We start from the raw sequence: 20,962 nt of genomic DNA on the forward strand, positions 1-20,962 counted from the left end.
GGAATCCGTTCCCGCGCGGCCAAACGCATACGTCAAGCTTCAGGTCTACAATGAAAATCGCAAGCTCCGCGATGCTCGCATCGCTGTTAGTTGCCGGATGTGCGGCGACCACGCCCCCGGACATCCTTCCCGCCTTCAATCCGGCCGATCCGGCAATGGGCGTCCGTGATGCGCACTACCATCCGGTCGTCGTCGACTATCGCCACCGGGAGCCAGTGGATCCGCAGAATTGGCGGCGTCTCAATGAAGAACGCTCCCCTGCGAACCCGGGAGCCGGATCATGAAACGCCGGCCCCTGACCATAGCTGCGATGGTAACCATCCCGCTGATCGCTGCCGGATGCACGACAAGCGGGGCCCTTGATGGCATCTCAGCCCCCATGGCTGGTTTCACGACAGTCGCGGCACGTGCCGAATCCGTGACCGGCAAGAAAACCGTCTGGGTGCAATCCAGCGAGGAAGCGCGGACGGTTTCAGAGCGCGTGAAAAGCCTCGTCCAGAAGAAAACAATCGGTCCAGACACCGCGGTGCAGGTCGCCTTGCTCAACAACAAGGGCCTGCAGGCCGCCTACGCGGAGATCGGGCTGTCGGCGGCCGACATGTGGCAGGAATCGATGCTCGTCAATCCGACGATCTCGATCGGCATGATCGGCGTCGATCCTGTGCGGACGATTGAAGGAGCGGTGGTCAGCAACATCCTTGCGCTGGCGACTCACAGGCGGCGCATCGCAGTCGCGGATGCACGTTTTCGTCAGGCCCAGCTCCGCGCCGCCGAAGAAACGTTACGACTGGCCGCGGACACGCGGCGGGCCTGGATCAACGCCGTCTCGGCCTGGGAGAGCGTTTCCTATCTGAGCAAGGCGCAAGCCGCCGCCGATGCTGCCTCCGAACTCGCTCAAAAACTTGGAGAGACGGGCGCCTTCACAAAGACCGGCCAAGCCCGCGAACACGTCTTCTATGCCGAGATCACCGGTCAGGCGGCGGAGGCGCGGCTCGCCGCCCGCACCGCCCAGGAAGAGCTCACCCGGTTGATGGGTCTATGGGGACCGGACGTCGATTACTCAGTCCCCAACATGCTTCCAGCCTTGCCCAAAGGCGCCAAGGCCAAACGCGCAATCGAGGCGGAGGCGCTAAGAAATCGCGTCGACCTTGAGATCGCGAAACTAGAGCTGGAAGCGCTGGCGAAATCCTACGGTCTGACCGAGGCGACGCGCTACGTCAGCGATCTGGAGTTACTTTCCGGTGTGGAGGTGGAACGCGAGGAGTCGGAGGAGGGTGCGACGGAAACGAGTGTCTCACCCACTCTCGAGCTCGAGTTCGTCATTCCGATTTTTGACACCGGCGAGGCACGCATGCGCAAGGCGGAGCTTGGTTACATGCAAGCCGCAAATCGGATGGCCGAAAAGGCGGTCGACATCCGGTCGGAGGCCAGATCCGCCTATGACGCCTACCGTTCGACTTACGACATTGCCCGGCACTATCGGAACAATGTCGTGCCGCTGCGAACAAAGATCGAGGCGGAGTCGCTCCTCACCTACAACGGCATGATCACCAACACGTTCGAGCTGCTGGCGGACACACGCGCGAAAATCAGCTCGATCATGCTTTCCCTCAACGCCAAGCGCAACTTCTGGCTGGCCGACGTCAATCTCGGGACCGCCATCCACGGTGGCGGCGCAGGCTCGCCCGGCGGCGGCGACGCACCGGCAGCAGCCGAAGCGGGCGCCGAAGGCCACTGAACCTCAAGGAGAAGAAAATGCTTTCAAGACGTCAGTTGCTTGGCGCGGGAGCCCTGCTCGCCGGCGCCACTGCATGGACCAAAACGTCCGCGATGGGGCTGCCCGACGCTGCAATCATGGAGTCCCCCGACATGCAGCCTCCGATCTTCCCGACGAGCGGACCGGACTACCAGCCGGTCGTGACGCTCAACGGCTGGACCCTTCCGCATCGCATGAACAACGGCGTGAAGGAGTTCCATCTGGTGGCCGAGCCGGTCGAACGCGAGATGTCGCCCGGCATGACTGCCTATCTCTGGGGCTACAACGGTCAATCTCCCGGCCCGACCATAGAGGCGGTCGAGGGCGATCGAGTCCGCATCTTCGTAACAAACAAACTGCCGGAGCACACGACGATCCATTGGCACGGCATGATCCTGCCCAACGGCATGGACGGAGTGACCGGTCTAACCCAGCCCGGCATCCCGCCCGGCAAGACCTTCGTCTACGAGTTCGACCTCCTGAAGAGCGGCACATTCATGTACCACCCGCACGCCGACGAAATGGTCCAGATGGCCATGGGCATGATGGGCTTCTTCGTCATTCATCCCAAAGACCCGAAGTTCATGCGCGTGGACCGCGATTTCGTATTCCTGCTGAACGCCTTCGACATCGAACCGGGGTCGTACGTCCCGCGCATCATGGAGATGACGGATTTCAATCTCTGGGCATGGAACAGCCGCGTTTTTCCGGGGATCAGCCATCTTCCAGTGGCGAAAAACGACCGGGTCAGGGTCCGGGTGGGCAACCTGACCATGACCAATCATCCGATCCACATGCATGGCTACGATTTCGAGGTGACCTGCACCGATGGCGGCTGGGTCCGGCCGGAGGCGCGGTGGCCGGAGGTGTCGATCGACATCCCCGTCGGCGCCATGCGGGCATATGAGTTCGAAGCCAAATATGAGGGCGACTGGGCAATCCATTGCCATAAGTCGCACCACACAATGAACGCGATGGGCCATGACGTGCCCACGTACATCGGCGTCGACAACTCAAAAGTCACCGACAAAATCCGCCGGGTCCAGCCCGATTACATGGCCATGGGTGACCGCGGCATGGCCGACATGGGCGAGATGGAGATGCCGCTTCCCGACAACACGATCCCGATGATGACCGGCTGGGGCCAATTCGGCGCCATCGAGATGGGCGGCATGTTCTCGGTCGTGAAGGTTCGCGAGGGCCTCGCCTCGAACGATTATGCCGATCCGGGCTGGTACCAGCACCCGGAGGGAACCGTGGCTTACGAGTGGAAGGGGGATGTCCCCGCTCCGACGAAATCAGGCGACGCAAAAACGATGGCCCCGGCAGCGCACGGCGGTCACGGCAAACAGGGATGAGAACCGAAACCCCTCAACCTCAACCATGAGAGAAAGTGCAGCATGAAACATATAATCGCAGCGACCGTTTTGATGGCGGTCAGTTCGGGAGCAGCTCTTGCCGGTGGAACCCACGCTGGAGGCCATGGCGACAAAGCCGCCACGATGCCGATCGGCAGCCCTGGCGAGGCTGGCAAGGCAAAGCGGACCATCAACATCTCAATGTCGGAGAAGGACGACGGAAAAATGTTGTTCCAGCCGGCCGTGCTCAAGGTGATGAAGGGCGAGACCGTTCGCCTGGAGTTCGTCAACAAGGGCCAAGTCGACCACGAATTCGTCATGGACGTCCATGACGGGATCATGGAGCACAAGGCGCTGATGGAGAAATTCCCCGAGATGGAGCACGCCGATCCCAATTCGATCCGGCTGGCGCCCGGCGCCAGAGGCGAGATCATCTGGACGTTCGCCAACGCCGGCGAATTCGGCTTCGCCTGCCTGATCCCGGGTCACTACGATTTCGGCATGAAGGGCGATATCACCGTCGCCCACTAACCCCCAAATCGCAAAGGAAGCAGTCATGAAGATATTGATAAGAGCTTTCTCGACCCTCGCGCTCGCGCTCGCCATCGGCGGGAGCGCGTTCGCACAGGAATACGTGAAAGGCGAAGTCGTCAAAGTCGACGCCAAACAGAAAAAGCTGACGATCAAGCATGAGCCGCTGACCAATCTCGACATGCCAGCGATGACGATGGTGTTCGTCGTCGCGGAGGACGGCATGATCGAGAAGGTCAAAGCGGGTCAGGCAATCGAGTTTGCAGCCGACCGCGTCAACGGGCGCATCACGGTCACCGATATCAAGTGATCCACGACTAGCGCCGCGGGTTGCAAATCAACCCGCGGCCGCCATCCGATCAGGCAAAATGCGCTTCATGACGAGGGGGGCCGCGCAGAATGTTATCCAGAGATTCTCTTTCCAATCGTCAGGTGCCCTCGCGCGCGAAGGCGAGCGCTGCTTCCGTCATCGTCTGGATTTCCTCGATGGTCTTCAGCATTTTTTCCTGGAGATCGTGATCCTGGACGAACTCGGCGCGCAGCCGGAGCGAGGTCAGCGGCGTGCGCAGGTCGTGGCTGATCGCCGCCAGCATGCGCGTGCGGTCCTCGACGAAGCGCTGCAGGCGCTCCTGCATGCGGTTGAACGGGCGTGCCTGTCGCTTTGGGGTCATCGTCCTATTCTCAAGACCACTCTTCGCCCATCGGAAAGGATTCCCGTTCCTGTGCCAGTTGGAGGTTGTCTGCTGGTCAGCGAGAACACGAATCGGGTTGAGAGTCGTCCGCAAACCATCGTTCCTTCTCCACGCGAAAAGGTAAGGTTGATGGTAGTTGTCCCTCGGCATTCGACCCCGGTATTGGTCTGCCCGCGAATAGTTCCGCGCCGTGTGATGCTGTTGACGGCAGCCGTCCCGGAAAAGGAGAGCGTCCCATCAATAGTCTGACCGGAGACTGGTGCCGTGATGATGAGCGGGTTTTGCGCCTGCGCGTAGCCGACACCCCAGGCTATCAACATTGTCGCTAAGATTCGCCGGAAAGTACGGTGCATTTGGACGGTTCCTGTTGAGACCGCTGCAGTGCAGACTGCGAGACGGTCATGCTCGGCCTTTCCTGCCAGTCGGTCGTGTCCCACCGCGTGGTGTAGGTCGGCGGTAGCGAAGCCGCTCGCGAGCGCGCGCCCTCAACAGCGCTGTAGCGAGCGAGCGGCGTAGCGGCGGTCATCGATCTTCTTCGGTAGGGTTGGGTTGCTGACACAACCTGATTTGAAGGAACCACCGATGACCAACGACATGATGAACCTGCGCACGCTCGTAGAGAAGACCCCGACGCCGATATCCTGCGCGAGATGATCGGCTTGGCCGCTGAGCGGCTGATGGAGATGGAGCGGCCCTGCTTATGACTTGATCCTGCTACCGCATATCCGTGCCCCTTTAATGTTCAGAGGCCACTGGCGGAAAGCTCTTGACCTTCCCAGCGACCGGAAGTCCTTATCCTGTGGTTTTGGGGCGATGGGGAAGGCGATGTCGCGTCTAGCAGCCGCGTCAGCCCGGAAAATGTTTATCCATCCCGGATATCGGGCATCATACGACCAACAACAATGTCGAAGCGAAGGGCGGTGGCGGACTGATGGTCGTAATCGATGTGCAACCCTGAAGCCCGCTCCGCAAGGCGAAAGGTAGATGGATGACTTTGCCGTTTACGGCGGCCTGTTTCTTGTCGCCTTCGCCGCGGCGACCATCTCCCGGCGCAGTCGGAGGCCGCCCTTGCAGGGCTCCTCGCCATGAATTCCTTTTCGCCGGCACTGATCGACCCAATGCGGACGTTCGCTCTCCGAGAACGAATTCACGCCCATGACCCTAGGCAGACGCCTTACCGCCGGCCGGCCAACGTCCGCTCTGGACGTGGAAGCTGACGTCGCGTTGCTCCCGCCCGAGACATAAGGCGGGAGACCGCAATTTGTTGCATCAAGCCGGCAGCGGCTCGTGGAAACGGCACCAGCCATTTGGGCTGATTGCACCGGCAACGATCTCGCACCCGTTTGGCTCTCGGAAGTGAGTACACCCACCGCAGCGTCGGCCACGATTTGGGGTGTCCTGGTACAGCGCCAGCGCCTTGGTTGTCTTTCCGGCTGCCATCGGTCCAGTCATACAGGCTGAAAGGCCGCCGGCGCTGGCAATCGCCGCACCGGTCACAGAGACTTTCAGGAAATTGCGGCGAGACAGCGCTCGGCTTGAAGCTGCCGATCCGTGGTTCACATCATCATCTTTACTCATGGTCTTTCTCCAAGAGCAGCCCTCGTCGCAGTTGGCTCAGGTGCTCTTGAGCGTGCCGTTCATCCCTTCCGGATAGAAGCCGCCCTTGCTCACTCCGTCCTTGTCGCTGAGATAGACGATCCGGAGCACCTCCTGTGGCGTTCTGGTGAAGGCGATCGCATCGGGCGTCGAAGGAACGATGTTGGCTTTTCCATCCACCTGGATCCCTTGATCCTTATCGTCAGATCCGTCGATTTTGTCTCGGGCATCGCAGACGGCGTTGGCGGCCTTCCAGGCTTCCTCTCCCTTCCGGTATAGCGTAGATCGCGCCATGCCCATGTGGTAGGCCTCGACCGCCAGGATGCCTGCGGCGGCGGCGAGGAAGTCTTTGTTTTTCAGAACCGTCGCCGCACCGGCATAGGCGGTGACGCCGACATCCTCGAACAACATCCCGCCGAGAACGAAGTTCGTTTCGTTACCGAAGGGGTCGAAGTCCGACCCGAGGCCCGCCGCTTCCGCGACGGCCTTGAAACCGGCATCGAAATCGATCGCCGGCCGGTCAACAGCGTCCGTTCCAAGCGTCTTGCGGTAGAAGCGGACGTGCGCGAGTTCATTTTCGGCGACTTCCTGCATGAATTCGCCGATGGCCGGCGTCTCGAAGGAGACTTGCTTGCCGCCAACGACGTCGCCGGGTTTCGAACCAACATCGGCTGCGTCGATGCCCATTCCGGTGGTGCCGCGGAGGTAGTATTCAGCCTCCATATATTCGAGGTTGAGCGCAAAGCGGAAAATATCCTCGTCCGATATGTCCTGTGCCAATACCGGAGAAGACCGTGCGATTCCGCCGAGTGCCGCTCCGGCACCGAGTACGACAAGTCCCTGAAGCGACTGACGCCGGGATAGGTGAAGTGCGCCCTGCATGGCGGTCTCCTATGTTTGTTGATTCAACGCCGCTGTCAGCACCGCGGCGCCGAGTGCATTTGCCTGATGATTAGATGGTCCGGGCCGCCAAAATATTCCCGCGTCCCGCTACAAGAGCTCTAGGAAACGAGCCGGCGTAATCTCGGAGTGAACGGCGTCTACGTGCGCTCAGTCGCCGTGTTCAACGGATGAGTATCCTTTCGAACCAGGCGGATTGCGAGCCGGTCAAAGACTGATTGCGCGAGGCGGTCACAACGGGCGCCAGCGAAGAGAAACGTATCCGTGAACACGGTGGCGAGCTTGTCCCGCAGCGCCTCGCGGAGCAGCCGGCGTGCGCGATAAAGACGGGTGCTCACCGTCTGAGGTCGCAATGCCAAGAGAAAAGCCGTTTCCTCAATGCTCATTTCCTCGACGTCTCGCATGACAAAGACGATGCGAAAGGGCTCTGGCAAGCCACCGACGGCCCGCTCCAGGAGGTTGCGGATTTCAGCGAGAGCGGCCGCCTCTTCGGGATCAGGCTTGTGGGCGCTGAACGGAGCGACCATGCCCTCGATGGCTTTCACGTCGACGGTGGGCCGCCTTTTCCGGCGGCGTCCCAGCGCCTCGTTCAGCGCGATCCGGGTGAGCCAGGTCGACAACTGCGCCTCCGCGCGGAAATCGGCCAGATGGGTGAAGGCGTGGATATAGGTCTCCTGAAGTACGTCCTCGGCCTCGGTGTCGTCGTTCAGGACAGCGCGGGCGACCCGGTGAAGCCGCTGATTGTGACGCTTGATGATTAACCAGAATGCGGCGGGGTCACGCTGTCGCGCGTGTTCAACCAGCCCCGCGTCGTCAAGGTCCTCGATCCTCACTGCCTCGGTGGATCCGGTCGGCTTCATCATAGGCGCTCCAGATGCATCAGCCTGCCGCGATGCGGGCGGGGTGGCTCCGCGCGGCGTGGCCTGAGGAAGTTCACCTCAAATTGCTCTTCGGAAACAGCACGCGATCGGGTTTTGCATTCATTCGCGCCAGCATTTCCTTGATCAAGCGTGTTTTGGTGCGCCCCGCTTCCTTCGGCGGCACGAGGTAACGCACGATGGCCTCGAGCCAAGTGTTTTCACTGACGCGAAAATGAACCACGGGATGCTCCTTCACTTCGAGTTCGTCCACCGGCGTTTGCGACAGGATGTGCTTATAGACCTTCACCTTCTGGCTCATGATGTCGCCGACCTGCTCGTCGACGACCTCTCTCATGGTTTTCGCTACGAATTCCAGATCGCTTTCATAAGCGAGCTGGAACTTGATTTCGTTCCAGACATAGGGAAACAGCGGCCAGGAATAGTTGAAGACCGGCGTGTCAAACACGGTGGAGTTCGGAAACTTGATGACGCGTCCGCTCGGATGATCGGTCCAAAGATGTTCGCCGCCGAATTCCCATAATGTCGTGTCGAGATAGCTGACATCAATGACATCGCCATGGGCATCGCCGATGCGAATGCGGTCGCCAACGCGATAAGGCGCCCTGGCCAAAATATAAATCCACGCGATGAAACTGGAGATCGGCATTTGCAGCGCAAAGCCGAGAATCAGTGAAATCAGGCCGAGTGAAACAACCGCAGTGTACCAGTTCACAAATAAGACTGAAATGGCCACGAAGACGATGGCGACGACGACGACTAATCGAAAAATACGTTGCAAGTTGAAGCGCGAAACACGATTGGGAATTCGGCCAATGAGAAAGACTTCGATAACATTCGCAACGGTCAGCATAACGAAAATGAGAAGGCCGCCCCTGACGTAGTTCAGCACGCGAACGCGCAAAGGCGCGTCAAGCCATTCTAAGCGCCAATTGATCAGGACTTGGATGCCAAAAAGCAGCAAGGCAGCGGCAGCGAAACCAACCGTCCACCAGACGTCTTCCTTGCGTAGGCTGAAGCGGAATTTTTCCTCGGGCTTTTTCGCCTTCTGTTCCATAGTTTTTGGGTCAGCAGTCTGTTGCGCGGCCCGTTCGAGTCGGGAAAGGTTCTCCTGTTTCTTGGCGCGCGGTTCCATGGGTTCACCTCCCGATGTGGCCATCAACACCCAGCCAGTGCCTTCTCGTTCCTCGACGGCGGCATTCCGGCAAACGACCCAACGTCAGTCGCTGACTGGCTCCCTGCTGGTCCCCGACAGCTGGCCTTCATTCCGGCGGGCCCGTCTTTGGTGAAATAGGGCGGCAAGCACGTCGCCACCATATTCGGCAAGTGCCTTATAGCCCCATCCGAAATTAAGTTGAGTTTGGTATCAGCAGCTCACCGGTAGAGATCTCGACTGTTCATCAAGCGGCCGTTGGTTCGAATCCAACTCAGCCTTCATCGGCCGGCGCGTTTCTTGCGTGAGGCGGACTTCGCTCCTGCGGCGGGATCATGCCGGCGGATAGCCACCAATCCATTGGATTGCACGTATTGACTCGAGCCCATCACAACGACTGAGCGAAAGGCGGGATTCGGGATCGAGCTGAGCGTCGACGAACGGCTGAGATTAGGCGCGTTGCTGCCATTCGCAACGCCGAGAATGAAGGTCTCGAAAGGGTCAGAACCGGCCGTTAAATTGACGGACGTCCAACGGCGGAAGTCGACCCCTTGGCGGAAGTTAGAACCAGCCTCCTAGGCGCCAAAATAACGCGGCAACGGAACTCGCGACGTTGGACGTTAGATGGGGTTGGTCAATCGAACCTTGTTCACTCGCCCATCGTCATTACAGCCTGGGCGTGATTTTATTCAAAGCGCGTGTCGATCCGCCGGGGGCTGGTTCGTCGACTTAATTAGCGAGACTGTTCAGCGGCCATCACGTCCGCGGCTCGCCTCAGGAGGAGTTCTCAAATGCGCTTCATGTCGTTCGTCACTTCCGCCCACGCTGGACCGCCGACGGCGGAACTCATCGAGGCGATGAACAAGCTCGCCGACCGAGAAGTCAAGGCCGGCCGCATGGTCGACATGGGCGGGCTCACGCCGGTCGCGATGGGCGCACAAGTGCGCATCGCCGATGGGAAGCTCAGCGTCATCGACGGTCCGTTCGTCGAGGCGAAGGAGGTCATCGGCGGCTACGCGATCATGGAGTTCCGGAACAAGGAAGAGGCCGTGGCGTCGGCGGTCGAGTTTATGCAGCTCCACAAGGATTTCATGCCGGATTGGGAGGGCACGTGCGAGGTCCGCGCTTTTGCCGGCCCTTGAGGCGACGTTCCTGCAGACGGCGTCGGCGGCCATGACGGTCGCCGACGCCCATCGCACGATCCTCGCCGTGTGGCGGATCGAGCAGCCCCGGCTGATCACCAGTCTGGCGAGGATGCTGCGCGATGTGCCGTTGGCCGAGGATTTGACGCAGGAAGCCCTGTTGGTTGCCCTTGAGCGGTGGCCGGCCACAGGCGTTCCGGAAAAACCCGGCGCCTGGCTGATGGTGACCGCCAAGCGCCGGGCCCTGGATCATCTGCGCCGCAGCCGGATGCTCGAGCGCAAGCATGACATTATCGCCTGGGACATGGAGGAGGAGCAGCAGGCCATGCCCGACCTCGACTCGGCCCTGGACGACGACATAGGCGATGAGCTGCTTCGGCTCATCTTCACCGCCTGCCACCCGCGTCTGTCGCGCGAGGCCCGCGCGGCGCTGGCACTGCGGATGATCTGCGGCCTGACAACCGAGGAGATCGCCAGGGCCTTCCTGTTGCCGGAGGCGACGATCGCCCAGCGCATCGTGCGCGCGAAGCGGACTCTTTCGGAATCGGGGCTGGCCTACGAGACCCCGAGCGGCGAGGAGCTCTCAATGCGGCTCTCCTCGGTGCTGGAGGTCGTCTACCTCATCTTCAACGAAGGCTACACCGCGGCGAGCGGCGAGGACTGGCTGCGCGCCCAGCTCTGCAATGAAGCGCTTCGCATGGGCCGCGTGCTCACCTCCATCGTTCCGCACGAGCCCGAAGCCCATGGATTGCTCGCTCTGATGGAGCTGAACGCCTCGCGCACGGCGGCGCGTACTGACGCCGAGGGCGAGCCAATCCTCATGCTGGACCAGAACCGCGCACTCTGGGACCAGCTCCAGATCCGGCGCGGGATGCAGGCGCTCGGGCGAGCGCGCGAATTAGGCGGAGCGGGCGGCATTTACGCCCTACAGGCAGCGATTATCGCCTGCCACGCCCAGGCGGGGACGGCAAGTGATACCGACTGGTCGCGCATCGCCGGACTTTATGCGGAGCTGGTGGCTGTCGTGCGCTCGCCAATCATCGACCTCAACCGCGCGGTTGCCGTCGGCATGGCTGAGGGCCCAGAAGTGGCGCTGGCGATCGTGGACCGCCTTTCGCGCGAGCCGGCCCTCAAAGGCTATCACCTGCTGCCGAGCGTTCGCGGCGACCTGCTCCGCAAACTCGGCCGCTACGAGGAGGCGCGCGCCGCGTTCGAAGCAGCCGCGGCGCTGGCGGGCAACAGGCGGGAACATGACCTGCTGAGACGGCGCGCCGCCGAGGCGGCCGACGCAGCGATGTCATCATAATCCCTGATCAGACAAGGACATGGTCGACCCGGATCGACCGCTTCCGAGGCTTTCGTCATTTCCCTGTGTAAGGTCTGACGTGGATATCGCTGAACGTCCGCTGTCTCACCCGACCCCTTCCAAGGTGGTTCCGTGAAACGGCAGCTCAGGGTCAGAACTTCCGGTTCAGGCTGTGCGGCGGAAAGATAGAGAAAGGTCGAACCTTGCCGATCAGGCATCGGCGAAACGCTACCGTGAATCTGTGTCCCGACAATGGACAGGGGCCCAGTTGCACCGTCGCCATCGAGGGCGTAGCCACCAACACGCCGGCAAATAGTGCAATGGCGCGCATTTCCTGCTCCCGGGGAGGCGAGACCATTGCCTCTCGCGTCGACATTCGATTCACTGTTCCAGGCAGTGGCCGAGGCATTCAGATGCGTTTTGCTTGCATGTCTCCTTCCTTTCGTCATATCGAGTCAGGACCATCAATGGCAAATCCTCCGCGCCGACCGACAAATCCAATGGCTGCCGCCGAAGCCGCCTTCAAGCCTGCCAGGAAGCCGATCGCACCGATTCGCGAAACCGCAGCTGCTCCAAATGTCAGAGAGCTTGTTTCAATCAGGATTGATCGAGCTGTCCTGGATTATTTCCAGGGCGACGGACCGGGCTGGCAGGACCGCATTAACGACGCTTTGCGGGCCGTGGTCGAAAAGCGGATCGCCGCCGAGGACGACCGTCCGGACAAGGTCACCTAACGGCAATGTGAGCGCCTGGCGCGATCGCGGGACGGGTTTCGGTCAAGCCGGCAAGGATCGCAGTCCGGTCGGAGGGCTCGTCTCAGGCACCGGCGCCGGGGCAAGCTGCCTGGCCATGTCGATGAGCGGCAGCCTGACGATCGCGCGAAGGCCGTTGCTCCGGTTTTCCAGCACGATGTCGCCGCCGTGGTGGCGGGCGATGGCGCGGGCAATCGACAGGCCGAGCCCGACGCCACCGGTCTCCCGGTTGCGCGACTGCTCCAGGCGGAAGAACGGCGCGAACACCTGTTCCATGTCGGCTTGCGGAATGCCGGGCCCGGCGTCCTCGACCACAATGTCCAGGCTGTCGGTGCGCCTGACCAGGCTCACCTTGGCCTGCTCGCCATAGCGGACGGCATTTTCGACGAGGTTGCGGATCGCCCGGCGCAGCGAGTCCGGCCGGCAGCGATACAGCACCTTGGGCCCATCGCTGACGGTGACGTTTTGGCCCAGCTCCTCGAGGTCGTCGCAGAGGCTGCCGACGAGCGCCGAAAGATCGACGGTTCGCGTCTCCTCCACCGCGGCGTCCTCGCGCGCAAAGGCGAGCGCTGCTTCCGTCATCGTCTGGATTTCCTCGATGGTCTTCAGCATCTTCTCCTGGAGATCGTGATCCTGGACGAACTCCGCGCGCAGCCGCAGCGAGGTCAGCGGCGTGCGCAGGTCGTGGCTGATCGCCGCCAGCATGCGTGTGCGGTCCTCGACGAAGCGTTGCAGGCGCTCCTGCATGCGGTTGAACGCCTCGGCGGTCTGGCGGATGTCGTCCGGCCCTGATTCCGGCAGCCGCGGCACGGCCTCGCCGCGGCCGAACAGTTCCGCGGCATTGGCGAGCCGTCGCAGCGGACGCGCGATTGCCTGCGCCCCGAAAATCGCTATGGCGGACAGGATGAGTGCGGTGAGCGCCAGCGATATCGCCGATTGCGCGGTCCAGAAGGCGCTCGGCATCACCTTGGCGTAGGCGGCATTCAGCCAGGTGCTGTCGTCAAGGCGGACGGAAAGCCCCATGCCGTTTGGGGCGCCGTCCAGATAAAGAAACTTGGCAGGTCGGGTGAACGGGCTGCCACTGCCGGACAGGTCCAGCATGCGCGGTGGCACGGAAGGATCGGCGGCAGCGACCGCGTTCGAGGCCTGCCCGTTCATGTAGGCTGCATATTTGGCGGCAATGCCGGGCAGCGGCTTGGCGAGTTGCGTCAGCGCCTCCTGTTGCCAGGCGAGGGGATTGCTCGGCCCGTCGTGCGAGGTCCAGAAGCGCGTATAGGCGGTGCCGCTGACGTTGAGGATGTCGGGTCGAAGCGAGGGCGGCGTCGTGTCCAGCAAAATGGCAAGCGAGGACGTGCGGCTGACGAACTCGCCCTTGGCCGCCGCGTGCAGGGCTTGTCCGCGCTCGTCCCACGAGATCAGGAAGGTGATCGCCTGCGACAGGGCGAGCGCAAGCAGCACCAGCATGAGGAAGCGGGCCGCCAGGCTGCGTCTCCATAACAGCATCATGCCTGGGCCACCTCGGCGGTGAAGCAGTAGCCGCCGCCCCAGTGCGTCTTGATCAGCATTGGATTCTTCGGGTCCGCCTCGATCTTCTTGCGCAGCCGGCTCACCTGGTTGTCGACGGCCCGGTCGAAACCGTCGGCCGAGCGCCCGACGGTGAGGTCAAGCAACTGATCCCGGCTGAGCACGATCCCGACATGCTCGATAAAAGCGGTGAGAAGGCGGAATTCGGCCGTGCTGAGCGCGACCGCCACGCCGTCGAGCCCGACCAGCTCGCGGCGGCCGACATTCAGGGTCCAGCGGTCGAAGCGCAGCGCGTTCGACTTGAGCCGACCGCGCTGCGGCGGCAGGCTGTGGACGCGCCTGAGCACAGCCTTGATCCGCGCCAGCAATTCCCGCGGATTGAACGGCTTCGTCAGGTAGTCGTCGGCCCCGATCTCGAGGCCGACGATCCGGTCGACCTCCTCGGCCATGGCGGTAAGGAAGATGATCGGAACGTCGACCGTTCCGCGCACGTGCCGGCAGGCGGCAATGCCGTCCTCGCCAGGCATCATGACGTCGAGGACGATAAGATCGGGCAGGCTGCGGTCGAGCAGCCGCTTGAGCGCGGCCGTGCTGTCGGCGACGCTGACGCGATAACCCTGCTGCGTGAGGTATTTCCCCACGAGATCGCGGATGTCCCTGTGGTCGTCGACGACCGCGATGTGCTGCGCCACTTCCATGCAATGCTCCAAGGTCCCCGCTGAATAGTCGGTCAGTATCGACGATATCTAGTTTGCGTCTACACGGATGATCACCTTCCGCGCCATGGCGGCAATCTCGCCCGACATCAACAAAGCGTGAGAAGTGTAACGAAATGTATCAGAGCACTGCGCCCGCGACAACTTGCGATGAACTGCCGGTGTTCGGGACAAGATTCTGCGACAGCTCCCGCCTAACTTGGCCTCGTCGCTAGCCGGGACGTCCGGTCTTTGTCGCCAGGGGCGGCATCCAGACTTCGGTCCTCGCCAGCCTTTGATCGAAAGGATTGCACAATGGCCAGATTGATCATCAACGGCACGCCACGTGACATCGAGGTCGATCCGGACACGCCGCTGCTGTGGGTGATCCGCGAGCAGATCGGGCTTACCGGAACGAAGTACGGTTGCGGCGTTGCCGCCTGCGGCGCCTGCACCATCCATATAGACGGCGTCGCCACGCGCTCCTGCGTGCTTCCGGTGAGCGCGGTCGAGCCCGACCAGCAAATCACCACCATCGAGGGGCTTTCGCCGGACAGCTCGCATCCGGTCCAGCAGGCCTGGCTGGCGCTCGACGTGCCGCAATGCGGCTACTGCCAGGCCGGCATGATCATGGCTGCGGCGGGTCTGCTCATGCAGAACCCGAACCCCGCGGACGAGGACATCAACGCCGAGATCACCAACATCTGCCGATGCGGCACCTACAACCGGGTGCGCGCCGCGATCAAGCTGGCCGCCAAGGCCGGCGAAGCCACGCAACGCGGTTGAGGAGAGCAGTCATGAACGCCACAATTTCCCTCTCCCGCCGCAGCTTCATCATCGGCGTGGCCGCCTCGGCCGGCGGCTTGTCCCTCGGATTCAACGTGCCGTTCATCAAGCCGGCACATGCGCAGGGCAGCGAGACTGCGCCGGAAATCAATGCCTGGGTGGTGATCAGGCCCGACGATACAGTGGTCATCCGCATCGCCCGCTCCGAGATGGGGCAGGGGACGCTGACCGGCCTGGCGCAACTCGTCGCCGAGGAGCTGAACTGCGACTGGTCCAAGGTCACGACCGAATATCCGTCGCCGGCCCAGAACCTGGCGCGCGACCGCGTGTGGGGCAATTTCTCGACCGGCGGCAGCCGCGGCATCCGCGAGTCGCACGAGTATGTGCGCATTGGCGGCGCCGTTGCGCGCGAGATGCTGATCGCCGCCGCGGCCGCCGAATGGGGCGTGCCGGCCAGCGAATGCACCGCAAGGATGGGCATGGTCACGCACGCAGCGTCGGATCGCGCCACCTTTTACGGACAATTGGCTGCCGCCGCCGCGCGAATCACGCCGCCCGCCAATGTCACGCTCAAGGACCCGAAGGATTGGACCATAGCCGGCAAGCCGCTGCCGCGGCTCGACACGGCCGACAAGCTCAACGGCAGCCAGGTCTACGGCGCCGATCTCAAGCTGCCGAACATGCTCAACGCGGCGATCCGGGCCTGCCCGTATTTCGGCGGCAAGGTGGAGAGTTTCGACGCGGCGGCGGTGGCAGGCATGCCGGGCGTGCGCACTGTCGTTCAGGTCGACGAGACCGCCGTTGCGGTTGTCGCCGACACATGGTGGCGGGCGAAGACCGCTCTCGATGCCTTGCCGATCGTCTGGGACGAAGGTCCGAACAGGCAGGTCACCAGCGCCTCGATCGCGGCGATGCTCGAAGAGGGGCTCGGTGCAAATGACGCCTTCGTCGGCGCCAGGCAAGGTGACGCCGGTGCTGCCCTGTCCGCCGCCGGCCGGACGGTCACGGCGACCTATGCCTTCCCCTACCAGAACCACGCGACCATGGAGCCGATGAACGCGACGGCGCTCTACACGCCGGAGCGCTGCGAGGTATGGGTGCCGACCCAGAATGGCGAGGCGAGCCTTGCTGCAGCGGCCGAGGCCGCAGGCCTGCCGGTGCAGCAATGCGAGGTGCACAAGATCCATCTCGGCGGCGGCTTCGGCCGGCGCGGCAACTTCCAGGACTATGTGCGCCAGGCGGTCAGCATTGCCAGGCAGGTGCCGGGAACGCCGGTAAAGCTCATGTGGTCGCGCGAAGAGGATATGCTGCACGGCGCCTATCACCCGACCACCCGATGCCGGCTGACGGGCGCGCTCGACGCGGACGGCAACCTGACCGCTCTGCACATGCGCATATCCGGCCAGTCGATCCTTGCCGCGGTGCGGCCGCAGGGCATGCAGAACGGCATGGACCCGGTGGTCTTCCAGGGCCTCGTCCTCAGCGGCACGGAAGGCACGCTGGGATATACGGTCGACAATCTGCTTGTCGACCATGCCATGCGCAACCCGCCGATCCCGCCAGGTTTTTGGCGCGGCGTCAACCTCAACCAGAACGCGCTTTACGTCGAGTGTTTCATGGACGAACTCGCCCATGCGGCCGGCGTCGACCCGCTCGCCTTCCGCCGCAAGCTGATGGCCAAACATCCAAAACATCTCGCCGTGCTGGAGGCGGTCGCCGAACGGATCGGCTGGGACACCCCGGCCGCGGCCGGCGTTCACCGCGGCCTGGCGCAGATCATGGGTTTTGGCAGTTACGTGGCGGCGGCAGCGGAGGTTTCCGTCACCGACGGGCAACTCAGGATCCATCGCATCGTGGCGGCCACCGACCCGGGTCATGTCGTCAACCCGGCACAGGTCGAGCGGCAGGTCGAGGGTTCCTTCGTCTATGGCCTTTCCGCCTGCATCTACGGCGAATGCACGGTCAATGGCGGCCGCATGGAGCAGGAAAACTTCGACAGCTACGAGGTCCTGCGCATGGCCGAAATGCCTGATGTGGAGACGATCATCCTGCCGTCCGGCGGCTTCTGGGGCGGCGTCGGCGAGCCGACCATCGCGGTCGCCGCGCCGGCCGTCCTCAATGCGATCTTCGCCGCCACCGGAAAACGCATCCGCACGCTGCCGCTGAAGAATCATGACCTCGCCTGATATGAGGCGCGCGACGAACAGGCGCGGCGGACCGGCGCTTGCGCCTGTCCTGCTTGCGGCGCCTGTCCTGCTTGCGGCGCTTGCGGCCAGCGCGCCGGCATGGGCCGACGCGGCGTCAGGCGCCGCGGCATGCACCGGCTGTCACGGGCCGGCGGCGCTCGGCTCAGCCATCCCTTCGCTCGACGGCCATGCGGCAGACGATATCGTCGCCCAGATGCACGCCTTCCGTTCCGGTGAGCGCAAGGCGACGGTCATGGACCGCATCGCCAGCGGATTTACCGAGGAGGAGACGCGCGCCATCGCCGAATGGCTCGCCAAGCCGGAGGCGGCACGCCATGCCCAGCCGTAGAGCCCTGATCGGCGGCGTCGCGGCCAGCGTCGCCGCGGCCGTCCTTGCCGCGCCGCAGGTGCGCGCACAGACACTGCCCGGCGTGATCGTCGTCGGCGGCGGCTTTGCCGGGGCAAGCTGCGCCCGCGCGCTGAAACGGCTGGATCGCGATCTTGCCGTGACGCTGATCGAGCCAGAGGCCGCCTATCTGGCCTGCCCGTTCAGCAATGAAGTGCTTGCCGGGCTGCGCGGCATCGAGGCGCAGACCTTCGGCTATGACCAGTTCGGCGACATCGCGCTGATCCGCAAGCGGGCTGTCGTCGTCGATGCCGAGCGCCGGCGCGTTCGGCTGGAGGATGGTGCCGAGATCGGCTACACCAGGCTGGTGCTGGCGCCCGGCATCGACCTGCGCTTCGACGCCTTGCCGGGCTACGACGAGGCGGCGACGGCGACCATGCCGCATGCGTGGAAGGCTGGGGCGCAGACGCTGCTGCTGCGCGACCAGCTCGCGGCGATGCCGGACGGTGGGATCGTCGTCCTCGCGGCGCCAGCCAATCCGTTTCGCTGCCCGCCCGGTCCCTACGAGCGGGCAAGCCTGATCGCGCATTATCTCAAGACCAGCAAGCCCAGATCCAAGCTGATCATCCTCGACGCCAAGGACGCCTTTTCGAAGCAGCGGCTGTTCGAAGCGGCCTGGCAGGAGCTCTATCCCGGCTTGATCGAATGGGTGCCGCTGTCGTCGGGCGGCAGGGTGACGGAAGTCGACCCGGCGACAAGGACGCTGGTGACCGAGTTCGGCGATCACAAGGCCGATGTCGCCAATGTGATCCCGCCGCAGCGTGCGGGCGCGATTGCGCAGTCGGCCGGCATTGCCGACCAGACGGGCTGGTGCCCGATCGACCCGGTCAGCTTCGAGTCCCGCCTGCAGCCGGCGATCCACGTCATCGGCGACGCGGCGATCGGCGGGGCGATGCCGAAATCCGCCTTCAGCGCCAACGCCCAGGCAAAAGCTTGCGCCGCGGCGGTCGCCGCCCTGGTCAGGGAGCGGCCGCCGGCGCAGCCGAAACTCATCAACACCTGCTACAGCCTGGTCGCGCCCGGTTATGGCATTTCGATCGCCGGGGTCTACCAGCCGCGTGACGGGCTGCTTGCCGAGGTGGAGGGTGCGGGCGGCACCAGCCCGCTCGAAGCGCCGCGTTCCGTCCGCGAACTGGAAGCGGCCTATGCGCAGGACTGGTTCCGGACCATCACCAGTGAAGTGTTCGGATGATGAGGCTGGCTTTTCTGGCTTTTTTGGGATTGCAGCTTGCGGCCTCGCCCGGTGCCGGCGAGGAGACGGGGTCCTATGAGGAGACGGCGTCTTATGTCGTGACCGGCGATGCGATCATGCAGCCTCTGGTCGGCGGCAAGGGTGATCCGGCGCGCGGCGCCGCGCTGATCGCGGACCGGCAGCGCAGCCTCTGCACGCTCTGCCACAGCGGGCTGTTTCCCGACGCGCATCTGCACGGCACGCTGGCGCCCGACCTGACCGGCGTCGGGGCAAGACTTTCGGAAGGCCAGATCCGGCTGCGCGTGGTCGACATGAAGCGGCTCGTGCCGGACACGATCATGCCTTCCTACTATCGGGTCGCGGATGAGCAAGGCCGACGTGTCGCCGCCGCCTGGCGCGGCAAGCCGATCCTGGGCGGCGCCGATATCGAGGATATCGTCGCCTATCTCACGACGCTGAAGGGGTGATCATGCACGAAGACCCGCTTCGAGTTTACGCAGGCCCGGGAGTTTACGCAGGCATGGTCGGACGGCGGCAGTTTCTTCGGGCCGGCATGACTGGCCTGCTGGCGATCAGCCTGCCGCGCTGGGCCGTTGCCCGCCCGAGCCTCGAGGAAGCGATCCGGACCTTTACGGGGGGAGCCAACGTTCTCGACGGCCGCGTCCGGCTCGACCTGCCGCCTCTGGTCGAGAACGGCAACGCGGTCGGGGTCACAATCGTCGCCGAAAGCCCGATGACCGAAGACGACCATGTCCGGCGCATCGCGGTCTTCAACGAGAAAAACCCGGAGGCGAATGTCGCGGTTTTCCACCTCGGGGCGCGCTCCGGCCGCGCCATGGTCTCGACGCGGATCCGGCTCGCGACCTCGCAGGTCGTTGTCGCCGTCGCCGAGATGAGCGACGGCAGCTTCTGGTCGAGCCGGGCGAGCGCCATCGTCACGCTGGCCGCCTGTATCGAGGACCTTTCATAATGGCGCGCGCGCTCGTCAATGTGCCGAAAGTGGCCAGGCAGGGCGAAGTCGTCGAGATCAAGGCGATGATCGCCCATCCGATGGAAACCGGCTATCGTAGCGGCCCGAACGGCTCCAACATCCCCCGCGACATCATCCGCCGTTTCACCTGCACCTACAACGGCGAGGAGGTGTTTTCGGCCGATCTCTTTCCAGCGGTGTCGGCAAATCCGTTCATTGCCTTCACGCTGGTTGCGACGACGAGCGGCACGATCGACTTCACCTGGAGCGACGATGCCGGGAAGACCCAAACGGCGTCGGCTGATATCACGGTGAACTGATGCATGCGCTCTGGCGGCTTGCAGCCGTCGCTGTCGCCGCTATTTGCGGCATTGTCTCTGCCGCCGGCATCGAAGACGGCGAGAAGCGCTCCGGCTTCGACTTCATGACGCCGCAGACGCAGGCGCTGCAGGCCGACGACATGAGCAACCCCGGCATGCTGTGGGTGCTGCAGGGCGAGCAGCTCTGGCAACAGGCGCAGGGCAGGGCGGATGTCGCCTGCTCCGGCTGCCATGACGATGCGCGCCAGACGATGCGCGGCGTTGCCGCGCGCTACCCGGCCTTTGACGCGGCGACGGGCCGGCCGATCGATCTTGCCGGGCGTATCAACTCCTGTCGAGCGGAGCGGCAGCAGGCCGAGCCGCTGGCGCCGGAGTCCGACGCCTTGCTCGCCCTGACGGCCTATGTGACGCATCAGTCGCGCGGCATGCCAATCACGCCGGCGACCGACGCCCGGCTCGCGCCGTTTCGCGACAACGGCCGGCGTCTGTTCCAGAGCCGCATCGGACAGCTCGAGCTCTCCTGCGCCTCCTGCCACGACGACAATTGGGGCAAACGGCTCGGCGGCAGTGTCATCCCGCAGGCGCATCCGACCGGCTATCCGCTCTACCGACTGGAGTGGCAGACGGTCGGTTCGCTGCAGCGGCGCCTGCGCAACTGCATGATCGGGGTCAGAGCCGAGCCCTTCGCATTCGGCGCAGCCGAACTCGTCGACCTGAAGCTCCATCTGACCGAGCGGGCCCGCGGCCTGCTGATCGAGACGCCGGCCGTGCGGCCGTGATGCCAGACAGCGGGATGGTTGTTCACCTGCCGCCGACGGA

Annotated in this window: 21 protein-coding genes and 1 pseudogene; 15 read left to right on the forward strand and 7 right to left on the reverse strand. The window is 63.5% G+C overall.

The features are described from left to right. The first annotated feature begins 280 nt into the window (after nt 1-280). Genes BLT09_RS14125 through BLT09_RS14140 form a run of 4 tightly spaced genes read left to right on the forward strand, consistent with a single transcriptional unit; the run spans nt 281 to nt 3,955 of the window. On the forward strand, nt 281-1,738 hold the full coding sequence (locus tag BLT09_RS14125; protein WP_091593889.1) for a TolC family protein: 1,458 nt from the start codon (nt 281-283) through the stop codon (nt 1,736-1,738). Nucleotides 1,739-1,755: 17 nt separating this feature from the next. Then, complete coding sequence (locus BLT09_RS14130) at nt 1,756-3,114, forward strand: multicopper oxidase family protein (RefSeq protein ID WP_091593891.1); 1,359 nt, start codon at nt 1,756-1,758, stop codon at nt 3,112-3,114. A gap of 42 nt (nt 3,115-3,156) precedes the next feature. After that, on the forward strand, nt 3,157-3,645 hold the full coding sequence (locus BLT09_RS14135; protein ID WP_091593893.1) for a cupredoxin domain-containing protein: 489 nt from the start codon (nt 3,157-3,159) through the stop codon (nt 3,643-3,645). 25 nt (nt 3,646-3,670) lie between these two features. Next, on the forward strand, nt 3,671-3,955 hold the full coding sequence (locus BLT09_RS14140) for a copper-binding protein (RefSeq protein WP_091593895.1): 285 nt from the start codon (nt 3,671-3,673) through the stop codon (nt 3,953-3,955). Nucleotides 3,956-4,082: 127 nt separating this feature from the next. Here BLT09_RS14140 and BLT09_RS14145 read toward each other — a convergent pair. The 5 genes and pseudogenes from BLT09_RS14145 to BLT09_RS14165 form a co-directional block, all read right to left on the reverse strand. Then, a pseudogene (locus tag BLT09_RS14145) lies at nt 4,083-4,298 on the reverse strand (histidine kinase dimerization/phospho-acceptor domain-containing protein); the annotation flags it as partial. A 1,308-nt stretch (nt 4,299-5,606) separates the two neighbouring features. Beyond that, entirely contained in the window at nt 5,607-5,915 is a 309-nt protein-coding gene (locus BLT09_RS14150; protein ID WP_091593897.1) for a twin-arginine translocation signal domain-containing protein, read from the reverse strand. Between the two features lie 36 nt (nt 5,916-5,951). Then, the gene (locus tag BLT09_RS14155) at nt 5,952-6,815 is read right to left on the reverse strand and encodes a ferritin-like domain-containing protein (RefSeq protein WP_091593899.1); all 864 of its coding nucleotides are present in this window, start codon (nt 6,813-6,815) and stop codon (nt 5,952-5,954) included. Nucleotides 6,816-6,973: 158 nt separating this feature from the next. Continuing rightward, nucleotides 6,974-7,696 (reverse strand): RNA polymerase sigma factor, encoded by a 723-nt coding sequence (locus BLT09_RS14160; protein ID WP_091593901.1) that lies wholly within the window; start codon nt 7,694-7,696, stop codon nt 6,974-6,976. A gap of 70 nt (nt 7,697-7,766) precedes the next feature. Beyond that, entirely contained in the window at nt 7,767-8,846 is a 1,080-nt protein-coding gene (locus BLT09_RS14165) for a mechanosensitive ion channel family protein (protein WP_091593903.1), read from the reverse strand. 809 nt (nt 8,847-9,655) lie between these two features. On the opposite strand from BLT09_RS14165, the gene BLT09_RS14170 reads away from it, so the two are divergent. The 3 genes from BLT09_RS14170 (at nt 9,656) to BLT09_RS14180 (ending at nt 12,046) form a co-directional block, all read left to right on the forward strand. Further along, nucleotides 9,656-10,006 (forward strand): YciI family protein, encoded by a 351-nt coding sequence (locus tag BLT09_RS14170; RefSeq protein ID WP_091593904.1) that lies wholly within the window; start codon nt 9,656-9,658, stop codon nt 10,004-10,006. 31 nt (nt 10,007-10,037) lie between these two features. Further along, nucleotides 10,038-11,312, forward strand: a complete 1,275-nt coding sequence (locus BLT09_RS14175) for an RNA polymerase sigma factor (protein ID WP_091594063.1) — start codon at nt 10,038-10,040, stop codon at nt 11,310-11,312. A gap of 467 nt (nt 11,313-11,779) precedes the next feature. Beyond that, on the forward strand, nt 11,780-12,046 hold the full coding sequence (locus tag BLT09_RS14180) for a BrnA antitoxin family protein (protein ID WP_091593905.1): 267 nt from the start codon (nt 11,780-11,782) through the stop codon (nt 12,044-12,046). A 42-nt stretch (nt 12,047-12,088) separates the two neighbouring features. Here the strand turns inward: BLT09_RS14180 and BLT09_RS14185 are convergent, their stop codons facing one another. Both BLT09_RS14185 and BLT09_RS14190 read right to left on the reverse strand, forming a co-directional pair. After that, entirely contained in the window at nt 12,089-13,570 is a 1,482-nt protein-coding gene (locus BLT09_RS14185; RefSeq protein WP_091593908.1) for an ATP-binding protein, read from the reverse strand. Further along, nucleotides 13,567-14,286: a response regulator gene (locus tag BLT09_RS14190; protein ID WP_023798507.1), complete on the reverse strand. Its 720-nt coding sequence runs from the start codon at nt 14,284-14,286 to the stop codon at nt 13,567-13,569. The genes BLT09_RS14185 and BLT09_RS14190 overlap by 4 nt, the downstream gene beginning before the upstream one ends. Before the next feature lie 312 nt (nt 14,287-14,598). On the opposite strand from BLT09_RS14190, the gene BLT09_RS14195 reads away from it, so the two are divergent. Genes BLT09_RS14195 through soxA form a run of 8 tightly spaced genes read left to right on the forward strand, consistent with a single transcriptional unit; the run spans nt 14,599 to nt 20,922 of the window. Next, nucleotides 14,599-15,069, forward strand: a complete 471-nt coding sequence (locus tag BLT09_RS14195; RefSeq protein ID WP_023798506.1) for a (2Fe-2S)-binding protein — start codon at nt 14,599-14,601, stop codon at nt 15,067-15,069. An 11-nt stretch (nt 15,070-15,080) separates the two neighbouring features. Further along, nucleotides 15,081-17,255, forward strand: coding sequence for a xanthine dehydrogenase family protein molybdopterin-binding subunit (locus BLT09_RS14200; RefSeq protein WP_091593909.1), 2,175 nt, complete (start codon nt 15,081-15,083; stop codon nt 17,253-17,255). Continuing rightward, nucleotides 17,242-17,604 (forward strand): c-type cytochrome, encoded by a 363-nt coding sequence (locus tag BLT09_RS14205; RefSeq protein WP_236473587.1) that lies wholly within the window; start codon nt 17,242-17,244, stop codon nt 17,602-17,604. The genes BLT09_RS14200 and BLT09_RS14205 overlap by 14 nt, the downstream gene beginning before the upstream one ends. After that, entirely contained in the window at nt 17,591-18,853 is a 1,263-nt protein-coding gene (locus BLT09_RS14210; protein ID WP_091593912.1) for an NAD(P)/FAD-dependent oxidoreductase, read from the forward strand. The genes BLT09_RS14205 and BLT09_RS14210 overlap by 14 nt, the downstream gene beginning before the upstream one ends. Continuing rightward, nucleotides 18,850-19,320 (forward strand): sulfur oxidation c-type cytochrome SoxX, encoded by a 471-nt coding sequence (gene soxX / locus BLT09_RS14215; RefSeq protein ID WP_236473585.1) that lies wholly within the window; start codon nt 18,850-18,852, stop codon nt 19,318-19,320. The genes BLT09_RS14210 and soxX overlap by 4 nt, the downstream gene beginning before the upstream one ends. 53 nt (nt 19,321-19,373) lie before the next feature. Then, nucleotides 19,374-19,823 carry a SoxY-related AACIE arm protein gene (locus tag BLT09_RS14220; RefSeq protein WP_091593917.1) on the forward strand — a complete coding sequence of 150 codons (450 nt, stop codon included), beginning with the start codon at nt 19,374-19,376 and terminating at the stop codon, nt 19,821-19,823. Next, on the forward strand, nt 19,823-20,143 hold the full coding sequence (gene soxZ, locus BLT09_RS14225; protein WP_091593921.1) for a thiosulfate oxidation carrier complex protein SoxZ: 321 nt from the start codon (nt 19,823-19,825) through the stop codon (nt 20,141-20,143). The genes BLT09_RS14220 and soxZ overlap by 1 nt, the downstream gene beginning before the upstream one ends. Next, a complete protein-coding gene (soxA, locus tag BLT09_RS14230; RefSeq protein WP_091593923.1) occupies nt 20,143-20,922 on the forward strand; it encodes a sulfur oxidation c-type cytochrome SoxA in 780 nt (259 codons plus the stop codon). The genes soxZ and soxA overlap by 1 nt, the downstream gene beginning before the upstream one ends. Nucleotides 20,923-20,962: the final 40 nt, after the last annotated feature.

This window comes from Mesorhizobium muleiense (genome assembly GCF_900099905.1).
Classification (GTDB): Bacteria; Pseudomonadota; Alphaproteobacteria; order Rhizobiales; family Rhizobiaceae; genus Mesorhizobium; species Mesorhizobium muleiense.

Coding starts and splice junctions, on each gene's coding strand:
- BLT09_RS14170 (WP_091593904.1), top strand. CDS start 9,656: ATGCGCTTCATGTCGTTCGTCACTTCCGCCCACGCTGGACCGCCGACG.
- BLT09_RS14190 (WP_023798507.1), bottom strand. CDS start 14,286: ATGGAAGTGGCGCAGCACATCGCGGTCGTCGACGACCACAGGGACATC.
- soxZ (WP_091593921.1), top strand. CDS start 19,823: ATGGCGCGCGCGCTCGTCAATGTGCCGAAAGTGGCCAGGCAGGGCGAA.
- BLT09_RS14175 (WP_091594063.1), top strand. CDS start 10,038: ATGACGGTCGCCGACGCCCATCGCACGATCCTCGCCGTGTGGCGGATC.
- BLT09_RS14150 (WP_091593897.1), bottom strand. CDS start 5,915: ATGAGTAAAGATGATGATGTGAACCACGGATCGGCAGCTTCAAGCCGA.
- BLT09_RS14200 (WP_091593909.1), top strand. CDS start 15,081: ATGAACGCCACAATTTCCCTCTCCCGCCGCAGCTTCATCATCGGCGTG.
- BLT09_RS14210 (WP_091593912.1), top strand. CDS start 17,591: ATGCCCAGCCGTAGAGCCCTGATCGGCGGCGTCGCGGCCAGCGTCGCC.
- BLT09_RS14205 (WP_236473587.1), top strand. CDS start 17,242: ATGACCTCGCCTGATATGAGGCGCGCGACGAACAGGCGCGGCGGACCG.
- BLT09_RS14125 (WP_091593889.1), top strand. CDS start 281: ATGAAACGCCGGCCCCTGACCATAGCTGCGATGGTAACCATCCCGCTG.
- soxA (WP_091593923.1), top strand. CDS start 20,143: ATGCATGCGCTCTGGCGGCTTGCAGCCGTCGCTGTCGCCGCTATTTGC.
- BLT09_RS14195 (WP_023798506.1), top strand. CDS start 14,599: ATGGCCAGATTGATCATCAACGGCACGCCACGTGACATCGAGGTCGAT.
- BLT09_RS14220 (WP_091593917.1), top strand. CDS start 19,374: ATGGTCGGACGGCGGCAGTTTCTTCGGGCCGGCATGACTGGCCTGCTG.
- soxX (WP_236473585.1), top strand. CDS start 18,850: ATGATGAGGCTGGCTTTTCTGGCTTTTTTGGGATTGCAGCTTGCGGCC.
- BLT09_RS14155 (WP_091593899.1), bottom strand. CDS start 6,815: ATGCAGGGCGCACTTCACCTATCCCGGCGTCAGTCGCTTCAGGGACTT.
- BLT09_RS14130 (WP_091593891.1), top strand. CDS start 1,756: ATGCTTTCAAGACGTCAGTTGCTTGGCGCGGGAGCCCTGCTCGCCGGC.
- BLT09_RS14135 (WP_091593893.1), top strand. CDS start 3,157: ATGAAACATATAATCGCAGCGACCGTTTTGATGGCGGTCAGTTCGGGA.
- BLT09_RS14180 (WP_091593905.1), top strand. CDS start 11,780: ATGGCAAATCCTCCGCGCCGACCGACAAATCCAATGGCTGCCGCCGAA.
- BLT09_RS14185 (WP_091593908.1), bottom strand. CDS start 13,570: ATGATGCTGTTATGGAGACGCAGCCTGGCGGCCCGCTTCCTCATGCTG.
- BLT09_RS14160 (WP_091593901.1), bottom strand. CDS start 7,696: ATGATGAAGCCGACCGGATCCACCGAGGCAGTGAGGATCGAGGACCTT.
- BLT09_RS14165 (WP_091593903.1), bottom strand. CDS start 8,846: ATGGAACCGCGCGCCAAGAAACAGGAGAACCTTTCCCGACTCGAACGG.
- BLT09_RS14140 (WP_091593895.1), top strand. CDS start 3,671: ATGAAGATATTGATAAGAGCTTTCTCGACCCTCGCGCTCGCGCTCGCC.